The sequence below is a fragment of the Ruegeria sp. HKCCA5426 genome (assembly GCF_013034585.1).
GTDB lineage: Bacteria > Pseudomonadota > Alphaproteobacteria > Rhodobacterales > Rhodobacteraceae > Ruegeria.
This window is the reverse complement of the sequence record NZ_WQGH01000001.1, coordinates 142132-157423: the sequence shown is the minus strand read 5'-3', so window position 1 is coordinate 157423 and position 15292 is coordinate 142132. Positions and strand designations below refer to the sequence as shown.

Here is a 15292-nt window from a genome sequence, read left to right as displayed (position 1 = left end):
GGACTACCCACCGGGGCTCTGACGTAGGTTGTCCGGAAGCCATGTGGCCAGTTCCGGGAACCAGATCAACACGAAGACCATCAAGACCATGATCAGGAACATCGGGATCGCGGCGCGGGCAATATAGCCCATCTCATGATTGGTCATGCCCTGCATGACGAACAGGTTGAAACCGATCGGAGGGGTGATCTGCGCCATCTCAACCACAACAACGATGAATATTCCGAACCAGATCAGATCGATACCGGCCTCCCTGATCATCGGCTCCACAACGGCCATGGTCAGAACGACCGACGAGATGCCATCAAGGAAACAACCCAGAATGATGTAAAAGACCAAAAGCACCATGAGCAGCTCAAACCGTGTCAGCTCCCACCCTGCGATCAGGTCGGCCAAACCACGTGGCAATCCCGTAAAGCCCATCGACAGTGACAGAAAGGCCGCCCCCGCAAGGATTAACGCAATCATGGCACTTGTGCGGGTTGCTCCCATCAGGCTTTCCGTAAAGGTCTTCCAGTTCAGTGACCCCTGCCCCGCCGCAAGCAGAAGCCCCCCGATCACCCCAAACGCTGCAGCTTCGGTGGCAGTTGCATAGCCCAAATACATTGAGCCAATCACAACCATGATCAGTAGGATCACAGGCAACAAAAACCGAGAGTTCCTGATTTTCTCGGAAAAACTAAGCTTGCCCTCGTCGTTCGGATTCCAATCCTTGCCCAGCTTTGAATAGATCGCGACATAGCCCATGAACATGGCGGCCAGAACCAGACCCGGAAGGATGCCAGCGAAGAACAGCTTGGTAATGGATTCATTTATCGTCACGCCGTAGACGATCAGGGTCAGGGATGGCGGGATCATCAAGCCAAGCGTCGCCGCCCCCGTCAGGGTGCCGATGATCATGCGCTCGGGGTAGTTGCGTTTGCGTAGCTCGGGAATGGACATCTTGCCCACGGTCGTCAGGGTCGCAGCAGACGATCCAGACACCGCAGCAAACACGGTACAGCCTACGATGTTCGTGTGTACCAACCCGCCGGGCAGCGGGGCCATCCAAGGCGAAAGCCCCTTGAACATGTCTTCAGATAATCGCGTTCGATAGAGGATTTCCCCCATCCAAATAAACATGGGCAACGCGGTCAAAGTCCACGAGGACGAAGCTGACCAGACCGTAGTGATCATCACATCGCCGACCGGCCGTGTGGTAAACAGTTCCATCCCCACCCAAGCCACGCCCATCAGGGCAAGACCAACCCATACACCCGTGCCGAGCAATGTGAACAGAACGAAAAGAAAAAGAATGATGACTGAGATATTTTCCATGCCGTCACTCCCCGTGGCTCTGATCTGCGAGATCACGGGTGATACGGTGATCACCTTTCACGACGACATGGATCAGGTGATCCGTCAGGGCGATTGCAAGGATTACCGCCCCGATCAGCATGGATGACTGGGGGATCCAAAGGGCGGTCTTGTCCTGCCCCTGACTGACGTCGTTGAATTTCCAACTCCAGTAAACAAACCGATAGGCATACCAGCAAAAGTACCACATCACGGCAGCACCGACGGCAAAGCACCAGATCTCCAGCACCCTGCGGACACCATTGGGAACGGCGTTCAACAGGATCGACACGCGAATATGGCTACCCCGGTTCAATGCGTTCGCAAAGGCCAGAAAGGACGCCGCAGCCATGGCATATCCGGCATAGTCAGGGGCACCGGGAAAAACCTCGCCTGTCCAGCGGGCCAGCATCTGCACCACAATCAGCAACAAGATGGCGATCAGGCTCAGCGCGGCCAGAACGCCTGCGGCCTGATAAATGAAATCCAATACGGACCGAAGCCCTCGCAATGCTGCCATACCGTCCCCGCGATGTTATGATTGGTCAGACAAAGGGCGGCAGGATACCCCGCCACCCGTTTGAGGGATTTATTGCGACTGGAACGCGTCGACGATGGCCTTGCCTTCGTCCCCTGCCGCCTCGAGCCACTCGTTTGTCATGGTCACACCGATCTCTTTCAACTCGTTGACCATCTGCTCAGAGGCCGGACCAACGGTCATACCACCATCGCGCAAGCCTTGAAGGGTGAAACCAGTATATTCCTTGGCACGCCAGTTACCGGCATATTCCGCCAGCTCCGCGCAGGCCTTGATGACATTCTTGTTGGCGTCAGACACACCACCCCAGACATCTGAGTTGACCATCACATAGTTGCGCGGCAACCAGGCATCCACCTCGTAGAAATAGTTCAGGCTTTCCCATACCTTACGGTCATACCCGGTGGACCCCGACGACACCATCGAGTCGGCCACGCCGGTTGCAAAAGCCTGGCTGATTTCTGCCGCTTCGATCGTGACTGGCAGCATCCCGGTCAGCTCTGCAAGGCGTGAGGTCGCGTTGTTGTAGGAACGGAACTTGATGCCTTCCATATCCGCGACCGAGTTCACCTCGTTCTTGAAATAGAGACCCTGCGGCGGCCATGGAACTGCGTAAAGCAGCGTCAGGTTCTGCTCTGCCAGCAGGTTCTCAATGGACGGCTTGGCCGCTTCCCAAAGTTTTGCGCTGTCATCGAATGACGTCGCAAGGAAGGGGATCGAGTCAAAACCAAACAGCGCATTTTCGTTCTGGTGCCCCGACAACAGGCGTTCCCCGATTGGCGCCTGTCCGGTCTGAATTGCACGTTTGATATCCGCGCCCTTGAACAAGGACCCCGACGGATGGGTTACGATTTCAATCTCACCGCCGGTTCCGGTGGTAACGCACTTAGCAAACTCGGCCCCCGTAGCGGAATGGAAGTTGGAAGCAGAATATGCCATGGGCATATCCCATTTTTCCGCCACGGCCGGAGCGACCGAAGCAGCTGTCAAAGCGGTTGCCGCCAAAAGACTTGTCAGTTTCTTCATCGTATTCTCCCTATTGAATATCGAACCGCCGGTGTTTCTCACCGACATTATTGTGTTGCATAGCGTGAGGGCGCGTAGACGCTCACGTCTGTGTTCGGAGTTCTGTCCGCGATCATCTGGGCCAACAGACGCCCGGTTTTCGGCCCACCCGTCAAACCGATGTGATGGTGCCCAAAGCCAAGATAGGCGCCTTTGATATTAGGTACTTCGCCGATGATCGGGATCGAATCCGCCGGGGCGGGTCTGTGCCCCATCCATTCAACTTCCTCCTTCCATGTTACACCCGGAAAGGCAGCTCGGGCGTTTTTCTTCAGCAATTCGAACGGCGCGCGTGACGGCGCCGCATCCAGCCCTCCGAATTCGACGATACCGGCCAAACGAATTCGCCCATCCATCGGAGTGGCCACAAACTTGCCCGAAGCCACCATCACCGGGCTACGCGGCATCGCAGAAGGCTCTATCAATTCAAGATGATAGCCGCGTTCGCTTTCCAAAGGAACAGAAACCCCAAGACGCGCGGCCAGAGGGCCCGACCAAACACCCGCAGTGATCAGGGCTGTATCACAGGCGATGGTCTCACCACCTGCCCGCACACCAACCACCCGACCGTTTTCATAAGCGATGTCTTCGACAGTGGCGCGAATAATGTGACCGCCCAGCGCTTCGACATGTGCCGCAAGGTCTTTCACATAACGCCCCGGATCAGTGATGTGGCCGTGATCTGAAAGCTTTGCAGCAAATCCGATCTCCTGACCAAAGACAGGGTCATAGGCGCGAAATGCCTCGCCCTCCAGCTCCTGCCATTTGAACCCGTACTTTCGACGTATCGCCCACCCAAACGCGTCACTTTCGAACTGCGCCCGGTTTTCATAAAGAAACAGATAGTCGGACGGCACGATCCACTTTTCGGCCCCCGTCCCTTTGGCAAGGGCTTCGTGGTCATTCAAACTGTCCCCCACGATCGGGGTCAGTGCAGCCGCAATACGTTCCACATCATTTGCATTCGCGTGTTTGAGATATTGGGACAGCCACGGCAGAAGCTTGGGCAAGTACCCCCATTTCATGAACAACGGCTGAGAGGGGCTAAACAGCATTTTCGGAGCTTTTCGAAGCAACCCTGGAACGGTCACCGGCACGATTGAGCAAGAAGCCAACACTCCGCCATTGCCGTATGAGGTGCCTTCGCCCGGACCCGCCTTGTCAATCAAGATCACCCGGTGCCCATCGCGCTGAAGCCAGATTGCAGAGGACACGCCGACAATACCGGCCCCGATGATCGCGATGGTTTTTGCGTCGTTCATGCTGCCACCGCCTTGGTTATTGCATAGTGGTTCAGTTTTCCGATGTCAGGACACCCGCCCAGCCCCGGACCAACGGGAACGATCACGTTGCCGTCGGCCACGCGGAAAGGATCTTGCAGAATGTCTTCTGCAAGGAAGTATGAAGACTGATAAAACTCGCAGCCCAGAGTTATCTCGGGCGTTGCCGCAATCATGTGAGTGCCCGCAAGGTGGGCCAACCCTGCTTCGAACATGTCGCCGCCATACGCGCTCAACCCATGGGCTGCGGCGATACGCGCAGTTGTCTGGGCGCGGTGTAGCCCACCGGATTTCATGATTTTCACCGAAACGCCGTCGCATATGTTTTCGCGCGCGGCGCGCTCCATATCTTCAGGACCAAAAACGCTTTCATCTGCAAGCAGGGGCACATCAATCATCTGCCTTAAACGGGCCATCATGCCAAAGTGATGCGCCCGCACGGGTTGCTCGATGAAATCCGGTGCAAATTGCGCGACGTCCCGCACCCGTGCAGCGGCATCCGTAATTTCAAGCCCCTGATTATAGTCCACTCTGACAGACATATCCGGGTAGTTCTGCGCCAGATATTCCAGCCGCATGATGTCAAAGGCATGATCCTTGAACCCCGTCTTCAGCTTAACGATCCGAACGCCGTCGTCCTGCAGCCGATCCAGCAGTTCCTTGTCCTGCGCGAATTCAGGGTTGGCGATTGAACAGCTCAGCGGAATGGTATCGCGGCACTTTCCACCCAACAATGCCCACACCGGCACGCCACTGATCCGACCAGCCAAGTCAAGCAGCGCACTGTCCAACGCGGCCTTTGCTTCGGTGCAATGTGCGACGACGCGGGACGCCTGTTCCGTGATGGCGGCCCGGTCGGCAATGCACGAGCCAATCACCAGCGGCCGGATATACCGGTCCAAAGCCGCATAGGTGGCCTCGGGCGTTCCTGTGAACACTGACCAGGGCGAGGCCTCGCCGAATCCATGACAGCCGTCCTCACACGTCAGGCGCAAGACGACAACTTCGCAACTTCCTTCAACAGTGCCAATTCCATGATCACGGCGGGACGTGACCGGCAACTCCAGATGCCACAGGTCATACCCAACAATTTTCTGAAACAGGTCGCCCATGCCGCATCCCCTTGATGAGCAGAAGCCTGCCTTGACCTGTATATCATTTCAAATACTATGTTTTCGCAATTCCATCAGAAAAAATGATAGGGTGAACCATGTCTCTGCGCTTTCGCCAATTGCAAGCTTTTCACGCCATCATGGAAACCGGAACCGTCACTGGCGCGGCGTCTGTGCTGGGCATTTCGCAGCCGGGCATCAGCAATCTTCTGGCCCAGCTTGAGCGCGAGGCCAGACTGCCGCTGTTTGAACGCAGCAAAGGTCGATTGTTACCAACGCCCGAGGCCGAGTTGCTGTACCGAGAGGTCGATACCGTCGTGCGCGGTCTGGACCACGTCGCCCAAGCGGTCTCTGACCTGCAAAACAAGCATCCCGGCCAGCTTCAGATCGCGGCCCCTCATCTGTTGTCCTTCGGCTTTATCCCGCGCGAGGTCGCCCGCTTTGCCAAAACTCGGCCAAACCTGTCCGTCAGTTTTCAATCGCAATATTCGTCTAAAATACAGGAATGGGTGACCTCGGGCCTGTTCGAGATCGGGGTTGTCGAGATGCCAATTCTTCACGACACGCTGAACTATCAGGTGTTCCACTTCGAAACTCTGGCGACGTTTCCCGAAGACAGCCCACTGGCCGTCCACGATGTCCTGACGCCTGCGTTGCTGGAGAACGAGCCTTTCATTGTCATGGGGCCGGAACATCAAACGCACCGGCGCACTAGGGATGCGTTTCAAACGCAGGGGCGCACGTGGCGAACACAAATCCACACGCACCTGTCCGAGAACTTACTGAGCTTCGTCAAACAAGGCATGGGCGTTGCCCTGATTGATCCCTTTACAGTGAATTTCGATGAAGAGACCGGCTATCAGACGCGCCCCTTCCGGCCGGCCGTGATGCTGGATCTAGCGATCATAACGGCCAAGGGTCGCCCCCTCTCAACTGTTGCGCAGGACTTTCTGGCCCAACTCACAGCGTCAATTGCGACTTACGCCAGCCATTCGGACACCGGCGCGGCGGCCTCGTGAAGGGGTTGGGAATGGATATCCACCAAGGTTGGCCCGTCATGTTCCACAGCCATCGCCAACACCCTGCGCAGGTCGGCCGGGTCTTTCACAGTCCACGACTTGACCCCAAAGGCCGAAGCAACCGCGGCATGGTCGGTGCGATCAAAGTCGACGTTGTAGTACCGCTGCCCGAACCCGGCATCCTGACCCGCCTTGATCCACCCAAAGACCGAGTTTGAGAACACGATCGAAGTGATCGGCATTTTGTGCCGTACCATCGTTTCAAACTCTCCGCACGTGAACCCGAAAGAGCCATCCCCCATGACGGCCAGCGTTTTGACGGACGGCCTGCCGACATGCGCCCCCATCGCGGCCCCTAACGAATATCCCAAGGCACCATGCGCCCGGTTCGTGATGAAGTGGCGCCCGGCGCTTTGCCACCGGTAGTGTGCACTGAAATAGGGGCAAGGGGTCCCGGGGTCTGCGACAATCGTGGCATCGTCATCAAGAACATCCATGAGCGCTGCCATGACGGCCTCGGGGCGGATCGGGGCTTCACGGCTTGCCGCTAGCGGGGCAAAGGCGGCGGTTTTGGCAGCCCAGGCGGCCTTGGCCTTGGCTGCACCGCCTTGGCCGGGCAGATCATCATTTCCCTCCAGCGCGTCCGCCAGCGCTTCCAGCGCCTGCCGCGCGTCGGCGCAGATCGCCACCTCAGCCTGATAGTTCGCGCCGATCACCATCGGGTCGCTGTCGATGTGGATGATCGTTGCGTTTCGGGCCGGGCTTCTCCAGCGTTCGGTCGTAACCGACCCTGCGCGGCAACCGATAAACAGAACCACGTCCGCCTGATCTACAACCGCCCGAGTCGCTGGCACGCCTCCGTTTGATCCCACGACGCCCAGCGCCAAAGGCTCGGTCTCGGCCAGCGCGCCCTGACCTGAAACCGTTGTGGCCACAGGCATATCCAAAGCCTTTGCCACCCGGCGCAGCGCATCGCTGGCCCCCGACAGAACAGGCCCGCCCCCGCAAACGGCCACTGCCGATTTTGCCTTAGCCAAGACTTCCGCGGCCGCGTCTATCGCGTCAGGATCAGGCCCCACCCGTTCAGCCGGATAACTGCGATGCCGCGCGTCCGCCCAGATTTCAGATTCGTCCACCGAGGCCTTTTGAACATCAAAGGGCAAAGCAAGATGTGCCGCACCGGGCGTTCCAGTCGTCATAGCCCGGAACGCCGCCCGCATCATTGCAGGCAACCGCGAGGCATCGTCGATCGAGGCATTCCACTTCGCCAGCGGCTTAAACAAAGCTGTCTGGTCCAATTCTGTCAGCGGGTATTTCCCCCGGCTGGTTGTCGCGACATCAGAGGTGATCGCCAGAATCGGCACCGAGCTTTCGTTGGCCTCGACCACACCCGGCAGTATATAGGTCGCCCCACCGCCCGATGGCCCCTCGCAAATACCGGGTTTGCCCGTAACGCGGGCATAACCGTCAGCCATATATGCCGCGTGTCGTTCGTCGCGGGTTAAGATGTGCTGAATGCCGTGATCCATCCGCGCCAACGCATCATAAAACGGCAGGGTCGTGTCCCCACACAAACCAAACATGTGAGTCACGCCATGGGCTTCAAGCATTCTTACCATCGCCTCAGCCCCTGTCAGGTAGTTCACGCCCGTCATATTTGCCCCCATCAAGAATTGAATACATAACTGTATACAGTATTGCATATTGAATTCAAGATCGACCTGTGGCACCCCTGAAAAGAAGCAGAGGAAGGCAATATTTGATGGCGGGTCCACGAGTCGATGACATTTACGATCAGGTAAAGGCGATGGCGGTGTCATTTCGCCTGCGTCCGGGTGACCGCCTGAACGAAGTCGCACTCTCCAAAGAACTCGGCGTAAGCCGGACCCCCCTGCGCGAGGCGCTGAACCGTCTGGTCGCCGAACGCCTATTCGACTTTCGCCCCGGTCAGGGGTTCTTTTGCAGACCCTTGGATGCCCAGAGCGTGTACGACCTGTTCGAACTGCGCCAGATCATAGAAGTGGCCGCAGTACGTGCGGCTTGCGCCAAGGCAACGGATCAAGAGCTGAAGGCGCTTGAACAGGAACTGTACGACACAGGCATCGACATAACTGGCCTGACGGTCGAAGAAGCCGTAGCGCGCGACGAGGTATTCCATATCGGAATCGCGCGGTTGTCGGGCAATCGCGAATTGCTGCAAACCCTCAGCCGGATCAATGACCGTATCCGGTATATCCGGTGGGTTTCGATGACTGCGGACCGCATTCATCGCTCGAAAGATCAGCACAAGGGTGTAATGAACGCCATGCTTGAGCGAAACACGGACGAGGCCGAGCGGATAATGGGGGCCCATATCTCCAGGCGGATGGATCAGGTACAGGACGCAGTACGTCAGGGAATTTCCAGCATCTATATGGAGGGGCCCGACGAAATCGCGACCCGCATCATTGAGGAGGCTTGAGGCATGATCGTGCAAGGTGGAAAATCCATTTACGGTGCCTCGGTGGGCATTCTTATGCTGGATGCGCAGTTTCCACGAATTCCCGGAGATATGGGAAACGCGCTGACATGGCCCTTTCCCGTGCTCTACCGAATAGTGCGTGATGCGTCACCGGACCGAGTTGTTCGCCAAAAGGCCGAAGGCATGTTGGGCGCGTTCGTCGATGCGGCTCTGGATCTGGTCAAGGACGGGGCTGACGGCATTACCACAAATTGCGGCTTTCTTTCGGTCTTTCAAAAGGAACTGTCCGAAGCCATTCCCATCCCCGTCGCGACATCATCTTTGATGCAAGTGGAAATGGTAAACCGCACCCTTCCAGCGGGCAAACGTGCGGGCATCCTGACGATTTCAGCGTCCACCCTGACGGATGAACATCTGTCTGGCGCTCAAGTTCCACTGGGTACTCCAATCGGAACTACTGAGGGGGGTGACGAATTCACACGCGCAATTCTTGGCAATGAGCTGACGATGGATGTGGACAAGGCCCGTGCGGATAACATCGCCGCTGCGTTATCCCTGAAGGTAGAGAACCCTGACTTGGGAGCGATCGTTCTGGAATGCACCAACATGTGTCCCTATGCGGCTGACATTCAAAAGGCTACGAACCTTCCGGTGTTTTCGATGGTTACCTTCGTCAATTGGTTTCAGGCCGGGCTCAACCCGCCGCATTATTGATGCCTCCCGAAAACTACGCGTTTTGATGTCGCTTACATGCAATAACGTCGCATTTCCACTAGTATGGCACCGCCTGCGCCTACAAACTTACGGTATGCGTATGGCCTGTATTTCTCATCCGATGAACCGTCGCGCGACGGGTTGTGATCTGGTGGTTGCCGCCTGAGCCAAGGGCTTTGTGCCCTTTGCGACGGACTGCGATTACTCTGACTTCGGACTACAGAATGACCCCTGATGCACTGCGCCTCGCCATTGATATTGGCGGCACTTTTACCGACACGGTTCTATTCTCGGGTGAGGACACAATCCTTGCATCCACCAAGACGCTGACCACTCACCAAAACCCCGCTGGCGGCGCGATGGAGGGCGCGAGGCGGGTTATCGAGCTATCTGAACGCTCATTATCCGACATCTCCGGCTTCATTCATGGAACAACTTTGGCCACCAATGCCCTGATCGAACGGCGCGGGGCCACGGTTGCAACGATCACGACAGAAGGCTTCCGCGATATCCTCGAAATCGCTTACGAGCGGAGATATGCGCAATACGATATCAACCTGGAAAAGCCCGACCTGCTGGTGCCCCGGGAACGGGCGTTTACGGTGCGTGAACGTATGTCGGTAGACGGTGAAGTTTTGATCGCGCTGGAGCAGTCCGCAATCGACGCAGTGCTGGAAGAGATCGACGCAAGCGGTGTGGGCGCCGTCGCCATCTGCCTTATGCACGCTTACGCCAACCCTGCGCACGAACGGCAGTTGCAATCAGCTCTGGCCCAAGAACGCCCCGAACTGGCCATCTCAATCTCGTCCGAGGTCAGCCCCGAGGCGCGTGAGTTTGATCGCCTCTGCACCACGGTTGCAAACGCCTATATCCAGCCTTTGATGCAGGCATACCTGACGCGTTTCGCGGATCGGTTCCGTGACGAAGGTCTTGCCTGCCCGATCCTGATGATGACGGCCGGTGGCGGAATGTGCACCCTAAACACCGCGGCGCAATTTCCCATCCGTCTTGTCGAATCCGGCCCGGCCGGGGGCGCCATTTTGGCCGCCCGGATCGCCGCACGCGCGGGTCTGGATCAGGTTCTGTCCTTTGACATGGGCGGAACAACGGCCAAGCTCTGCCTGATCGACAACGCGCGCCCGCAGACCTCGCGTCAGTTCGAAATCGCGCGTGCGGCCCGGTTCATCAAGGGCTCAGGCATGCCTGTGCGAATTCCCGTGATCGAAATGATCGAAATCGGAGCGGGCGGCGGCTCGATCGCCGGGGTAGATCGGTTGGGGCGATTGACGGTTGGGCCGAAATCGGCTGGCTCGGAACCCGGCCCCGTCGCGTTCCTACGCGGCGGCACAGAGCCAACGGTCACAGATAGCGATATCGCACTGGGCTACATCACCCCCGAAACCTTTGCCGAAGGGCACATCGCGATTGACCTTAAGGCTGCGAAACATGCTTTGGATCGCGTGATCGGGACCAAGCTCGGTCTTAACGCAACCGGTACCGCAGATGGTGTCAGTCGCATCGTCGACGAAAGCATGGCCAGCGCCGGACGCATGCACGCCGTCGAAAGCGGCAAGGAACTGGGCACCCGAACTATGATCGCGTTTGGCGGCAATGGTCCCCTGCACGCAACACGGGTTGCCCGGTCCGCCGGGGTCAACCAGATCGTGATCCCACCAAACCCTGGTGTCGGCTCGGCTGTTGGTTTTCTTTACGCGCCTGTCAGTTTTGAGATTGTGCGGTCTCGTTACTCTTTGTTGGAAAGCATCGAAGTTAACGCAATCAACACGCTCTTCGACGCAATGATTTCCGAAGCAAAACAGGTGGTATCCCAAGGCGCAGGCGATGCGCCAACTCAAACGTGGCGTACCGCGTTCATGCGCTACAGCGGTCAGGGCCACGAGATCGAAATCCCCCTGCCCGACCGCGACCTTTGCACCACAGACATTGCGCCCCTTACCCATGCGTTTGAAGAGGAATACCGCAAGCAATTCTCGCGCCTAGTGCCGGGAATGCAGATAGAAATCCTGAATTGGTCGGTGCGCGTGGCGACTTTCGGGAGCGAAGCGCCCACCTTGGCGGATGCGCCGATATCTCGTCCAGCAATGCCGTCACAGACGCGCCCCATCACCTGCGACCTGACCGGACAAACCGTACAGGCCGCATTGATCGCCCGCCCCGACCTGCGCGCGGGCGACTATGTCCCCGGACCCGCGCTGATTACCGAGCCACAGACAACCACATTGGTCTCTTCTGACTTCGCAGCCCGTGTGGACGCGATCGGGAACCTTGTCCTTACCCGGAAAGGAACAGAATGATGACCCTCTCTCCCGCCCGACTTCAAGTTATGTGGAACCGTCTTCTGGCGGTTGTTGAAGAACAGGGGCAAACCCTGATCAGGGCGGCCTTTAGCCCGATCGTGCGCGAGTGCGGGGACATATCGGCCGGTATATTTGATGCGAATGGGCGCATGCTGGCGCAGGCCGTCACCGGCACGCCCGGACATATCAATACAATGGCCGAAGCGGTTCAGCACCTTCGCGCGGCCTTCCCCGTTCAAGACATGAAACCGGGTGACATCTATATGACCAACGACCCCTGGCTGGCCTCGGGGCATTTGAACGACTTTCTTCTGATGATGCCGGCCTTCCGGAACGGACAGGTCGTTGGCTTTACCTCATGCACCTCTCACCTGGTCGATTTGGGCGGGCTTGGAATGGGGCCAGAGGGGTCCGATATCTATGACGAGGGTTTGTTGATCCCGCCTTGCAAACTGGTCGATCAAGGCGCGCCAAACGCTCTGCTTCTTGACATAATCCGCGCCAATTCCCGTGAACCCGTCGCGAATGAGGGCGACATTTACGCACTAATTGCCTGTTGCGAGTCTGGGGTCGACCGTCTGCTATCCATGATGGAGGAATTCAACCTCGACGATCTGGAAACGCTGGGCGCCTATATCATCGACACGTCGCGCCGTGGCACCCAAGCTGCAATCTCCGAAGTGCCTGATGGTGTCTATAAAAACGTCCTGAAAATGGATGGGTATGAGAATGAACTGGAACTTCACGCCACGCTGACCGTCCATCAGGACAGGATGCATGTGGATTTCGCTGGCACCTCTGGATGTTCGCGCAAAGGGATCAACGTGCCGCTGAATTATGCCACGGCCTATACCGTATTTGCGCTGCGCTGCATCGTTGGGTCGGACATACCGAACAACGCAGGATCACTAGAGCCCTTCACCGTTGATGGGCCGAAAGGGTGCATCCTGAACGCCCAAAGGCCCGTTCCCGTCGCCATGCGGCATACTCTTGGTCAGGTGACACCTGACTTGGTACTGGGATGCTTGCATCAAGCCTTGCCTGATCAAGTCCCGGCAGAGGGCGCAAGCTGCATGTTTGACCTGCCCATGCGTCACGCGCCCGAAGTGGCCCGCGACGGTGGACGGGAGTTTGCGATCGAACCGGTACATAATGGTGGAACTGGCGCGCGGCCTCATTCGGATGGTTTATCAGCCACGGCCTACCCGTCCGGCGTTTTTGGCAGTCAGGTTGAAATCACCGAAAGCGTCGCGCCCGTGACGATTTGGCGGCGCGAGCTTAGGCCGGATTCCGGCGGCGCGGGGCAATATCGCGGCGGGCTGGGTCAGCGCATAGAAATGACATCGTCCAATGGCGCGCCTTTTGTGGTGTTCCTATCGGTTGAACGGCTGAAATTCCCCGCCCTTGGCAGGATGGGTGGTGGTGCCGGAAGCCCCGGCCGCATTCGCCTTCGGGACTCTACCGGGGACATTCCGGGCAAAGGTGAGCTGCGCGTTGAACCGAGCGATTACCTGATCTTTGAAACGCCCGGCGGCGGCGGGTTCGGAGATCCAAAGCTGCGCGATCCCCTTTCCCTCGACCTCGATTTAAAACGTGGTTTGGTGACCGCGGAAGGGGCAAAAGCCTATGGAGATGACACATGATCCGCCCGAACGCTTATGTCGCTAACATGGCGGCCTATGCCCTTGCCGATCTGGGCGGGGCGCAGACAATCTCGATGGCGCAGAATGAAAGCGCGTTTCCCGCCAGCCCCGCCGCGATGCGTGCAGGCCAAGCTGCGGCGTCTGACCTGACGCTTTACCCTGACCCCGAGTGGACAGAATTACGCACAGCGATCTCGACCGTGCACCACCTGGACCCATCGCGCATCTTATGCGGAGCCGGTTCAATGGAGCTGATAGGTTGCCTGATCCGCGCATACGCCGGACTCGGCGATCAGGTTCTGGGCGCGCAGTACGGGTATGCTTTCGTGGCGTCGGCAACCGCACAAGCGCAGGCGGACTATCGGACGGCACCCGAGGTTGGCCTGACCGTATCAGTTGACGAAGTTCTTGCCGGGGTAACGCCTGCGACACGCATTGTTTTCATTAGCAATCCAGGCAACCCGACTGGAACGCTTATCCCGAACTCCGACATACTTAGACTGCGCACCGCCCTACCGGACGATGTGCTTTTGGTGGTCGATCAAGCCTATGCCGAGTTTTCGGATATAGCCAATAACCCTGCGGACATCTTCGCGCTGGTGGACCGAGGTGATACCGTCATAACCCGGACATTTTCCAAAGCCTATGGCGTGGCCAGCGCCCGTGTCGGATGGGGATATTTCCCTCTGCCCATCGCCGCTGAGTTGCGGAAACTTCTCAACCCAAACAACATATCGTCAGCATCACAAGCTGCAGCCGCCGCTGCTATGCGCGACCAATCCCACATGCGCGATGTGGTCAGCCAAACGGCACGCCTTCGCGACCAATTTGCGCTGGATTGCCGCACCCTTGGGCTGACCGTGCCGGTCAGCCACACGAATTTTGTCTTGCTCCGCTTTGGTTCCACACATGACGCTCAAAAAGCCGACGCCGCATTACGAACCGAAAACCTACTGATGCGCGGAATGGCAGGCTATGGCTTGCCGGACTGTCTGCGCGCAACAATTTGCGCTCCAGCGATTATGGACAAGGCCCTGAACGTGTTGAAAGGAGTATTGGCATGACCGAGACGCGAACCGCAGCCAAGATCGGCGTGCTCGTCCCTTACACGAACACCAATCTTGAACCCGATATGCAGATGTTGCGTCCGCCGAATACCACAGTTCATTTCCAACGCATGGGTGGCTATGACGTGGATGAGATTCCGGGGGCTGAACAGATGGCAGGTTTGGGTGCCTCGGATATCAGCCATGATCTACGGATGATCGCGGGCGTTCGGCCAGATATTGTGCTGTACGGCTGCACGTCAGCCACCCTGACGCATGGTCCTGTATTCGATACAGAACTCGCAGGTCAGATAAAGACACAATCAGGTGCAGACTCTCTAACAGCCGCGGGGTCATTGATCGCTGGGATCAAAGCTCTGGGCGCAACAAAGGTTGGGTTTTCCTCGCCTTATCTTTGTGAGATCAACACACAGGCCATGGATTTTTTGTCTCAGAACGGGATTGAGACCGTGTGTTGCGCAGATATAGGGCGCGAATTGGGAAATTACGGACAAGGCGAACTGACCCCAGATGAGGTGTTTGACCTAGCCTGCCAAGCAGACCATCCGGATGCGCAGGCAATCGTTCTGAGTTGCACTGACATGCGCGCGGTCGAGGTCATCGACAGAGTTGAGGCGTATCTTGGAAAGCCAGTGATCACCTCCAATCAAGCAATGGTCTTTTGCATGATCCAAAGGTTGAAACTTGACCGCCACGCCGCATTACCGGGCCGCTTGTTCGAACACATTTGAGCCATTCTA

General features: G+C 57.6%; 13 protein-coding genes. 7 read left to right on the top strand and 6 right to left on the bottom strand.

All coding sequences use genetic code 11. The annotated features are described in order from the left end of the window. Nucleotides 1-3 precede the first annotated feature (3 nt). The 5 genes from GOV87_RS00775 to GOV87_RS00755 form a co-directional block, all read right to left on the bottom strand. On the bottom strand, nucleotides 4-1317 hold the full coding sequence (locus GOV87_RS00775) for a TRAP transporter large permease (protein WP_171210499.1): 1314 nt from the start codon (nucleotides 1315-1317) through the stop codon (nucleotides 4-6). A gap of 4 nt (nucleotides 1318-1321) precedes the next feature. Next, entirely contained in the window at nucleotides 1322-1855 is a 534-nt protein-coding gene (locus GOV87_RS00770) for a TRAP transporter small permease (RefSeq protein WP_171120898.1), read from the bottom strand. A gap of 69 nt (nucleotides 1856-1924) precedes the next feature. Then, nucleotides 1925-2899, bottom strand: a complete 975-nt coding sequence (locus GOV87_RS00765) for a TRAP transporter substrate-binding protein (protein WP_171120896.1) — start codon at nucleotides 2897-2899, stop codon at nucleotides 1925-1927. A gap of 47 nt (nucleotides 2900-2946) precedes the next feature. Next, nucleotides 2947-4200, bottom strand: coding sequence for an FAD-binding oxidoreductase (locus GOV87_RS00760; protein ID WP_171210498.1), 1254 nt, complete (start codon nucleotides 4198-4200; stop codon nucleotides 2947-2949). Continuing rightward, the gene (locus tag GOV87_RS00755) at nucleotides 4197-5330 is read right to left on the bottom strand and encodes an enolase C-terminal domain-like protein (RefSeq protein ID WP_171210497.1); all 1134 of its coding nucleotides are present in this window, start codon (nucleotides 5328-5330) and stop codon (nucleotides 4197-4199) included. The genes GOV87_RS00760 and GOV87_RS00755 overlap by 4 nt, the downstream gene beginning before the upstream one ends. A 98-nt stretch (nucleotides 5331-5428) precedes the next feature. Between GOV87_RS00755 and GOV87_RS00750 the strand changes: the two genes are divergently transcribed. Then, complete coding sequence (locus GOV87_RS00750) at nucleotides 5429-6349, top strand: LysR family transcriptional regulator (protein ID WP_171210496.1); 921 nt, start codon at nucleotides 5429-5431, stop codon at nucleotides 6347-6349. Here the strand turns inward: GOV87_RS00750 and GOV87_RS00745 are convergent. Then, nucleotides 6310-8004, bottom strand: coding sequence for a thiamine pyrophosphate-binding protein (locus tag GOV87_RS00745; RefSeq protein WP_171210495.1), 1695 nt, complete (start codon nucleotides 8002-8004; stop codon nucleotides 6310-6312). The two genes, GOV87_RS00750 and GOV87_RS00745, sit on opposite strands and share 40 nt — an antisense overlap. 107 nt (nucleotides 8005-8111) lie before the next feature. Between GOV87_RS00745 and GOV87_RS00740 the strand changes: the two genes are divergently transcribed. The 6 genes from GOV87_RS00740 to GOV87_RS00715 all read left to right on the top strand — a co-directional run bounded on the left by GOV87_RS00740 (nucleotide 8112) and on the right by GOV87_RS00715 (nucleotide 15283). Continuing rightward, nucleotides 8112-8810, top strand: a complete 699-nt coding sequence (locus tag GOV87_RS00740) for a GntR family transcriptional regulator (protein ID WP_171210494.1) — start codon at nucleotides 8112-8114, stop codon at nucleotides 8808-8810. A gap of 3 nt (nucleotides 8811-8813) precedes the next feature. After that, nucleotides 8814-9524 carry an aspartate/glutamate racemase family protein gene (locus tag GOV87_RS00735; protein ID WP_171210493.1) on the top strand — a complete coding sequence of 237 codons (711 nt, stop codon included), beginning with the start codon at nucleotides 8814-8816 and terminating at the stop codon, nucleotides 9522-9524. A gap of 224 nt (nucleotides 9525-9748) precedes the next feature. Then, a complete protein-coding gene (locus tag GOV87_RS00730; RefSeq protein ID WP_171210492.1) occupies nucleotides 9749-11839 on the top strand; it encodes a hydantoinase/oxoprolinase family protein in 2091 nt (696 codons plus the stop codon). Beyond that, the gene (locus GOV87_RS00725) at nucleotides 11839-13485 is read left to right on the top strand and encodes a hydantoinase B/oxoprolinase family protein (RefSeq protein ID WP_171210491.1); all 1647 of its coding nucleotides are present in this window, start codon (nucleotides 11839-11841) and stop codon (nucleotides 13483-13485) included. Before GOV87_RS00730 ends, GOV87_RS00725 begins: the two co-directional genes overlap by 1 nt. Beyond that, the gene (locus GOV87_RS00720; RefSeq protein ID WP_171210490.1) at nucleotides 13482-14549 is read left to right on the top strand and encodes a histidinol-phosphate transaminase; all 1068 of its coding nucleotides are present in this window, start codon (nucleotides 13482-13484) and stop codon (nucleotides 14547-14549) included. Before GOV87_RS00725 ends, GOV87_RS00720 begins: the two co-directional genes overlap by 4 nt. Then, nucleotides 14546-15283: an Asp/Glu racemase gene (locus GOV87_RS00715; RefSeq protein ID WP_171210489.1), complete on the top strand. Its 738-nt coding sequence runs from the start codon at nucleotides 14546-14548 to the stop codon at nucleotides 15281-15283. Before GOV87_RS00720 ends, GOV87_RS00715 begins: the two co-directional genes overlap by 4 nt. Nucleotides 15284-15292: the final 9 nt, after the last annotated feature.

Bases quoted from the DNA above. Each gene is read 5' to 3' on its own strand.
- GOV87_RS00760 (WP_171210498.1), bottom strand. From the start codon at position 4,200: ATGAACGACGCAAAAACCATCGCGATCATCGGGGCCGGTATTGTCGGC.
- GOV87_RS00755 (WP_171210497.1), bottom strand. From the start codon at position 5,330: ATGGGCGACCTGTTTCAGAAAATTGTTGGGTATGACCTGTGGCATCTG.
- GOV87_RS00765 (WP_171120896.1), bottom strand. From the start codon at position 2,899: ATGAAGAAACTGACAAGTCTTTTGGCGGCAACCGCTTTGACAGCTGCT.
- GOV87_RS00750 (WP_171210496.1), top strand. From the start codon at position 5,429: ATGTCTCTGCGCTTTCGCCAATTGCAAGCTTTTCACGCCATCATGGAA.
- GOV87_RS00715 (WP_171210489.1), top strand. From the start codon at position 14,546: ATGACCGAGACGCGAACCGCAGCCAAGATCGGCGTGCTCGTCCCTTAC.
- GOV87_RS00775 (WP_171210499.1), bottom strand. From the start codon at position 1,317: ATGGAAAATATCTCAGTCATCATTCTTTTTCTTTTCGTTCTGTTCACA.
- GOV87_RS00770 (WP_171120898.1), bottom strand. From the start codon at position 1,855: ATGGCAGCATTGCGAGGGCTTCGGTCCGTATTGGATTTCATTTATCAG.
- GOV87_RS00720 (WP_171210490.1), top strand. From the start codon at position 13,482: ATGATCCGCCCGAACGCTTATGTCGCTAACATGGCGGCCTATGCCCTT.
- GOV87_RS00735 (WP_171210493.1), top strand. From the start codon at position 8,814: ATGATCGTGCAAGGTGGAAAATCCATTTACGGTGCCTCGGTGGGCATT.
- GOV87_RS00740 (WP_171210494.1), top strand. From the start codon at position 8,112: ATGGCGGGTCCACGAGTCGATGACATTTACGATCAGGTAAAGGCGATG.
- GOV87_RS00725 (WP_171210491.1), top strand. From the start codon at position 11,839: ATGACCCTCTCTCCCGCCCGACTTCAAGTTATGTGGAACCGTCTTCTG.
- GOV87_RS00745 (WP_171210495.1), bottom strand. From the start codon at position 8,004: ATGACGGGCGTGAACTACCTGACAGGGGCTGAGGCGATGGTAAGAATG.
- GOV87_RS00730 (WP_171210492.1), top strand. From the start codon at position 9,749: ATGACCCCTGATGCACTGCGCCTCGCCATTGATATTGGCGGCACTTTT.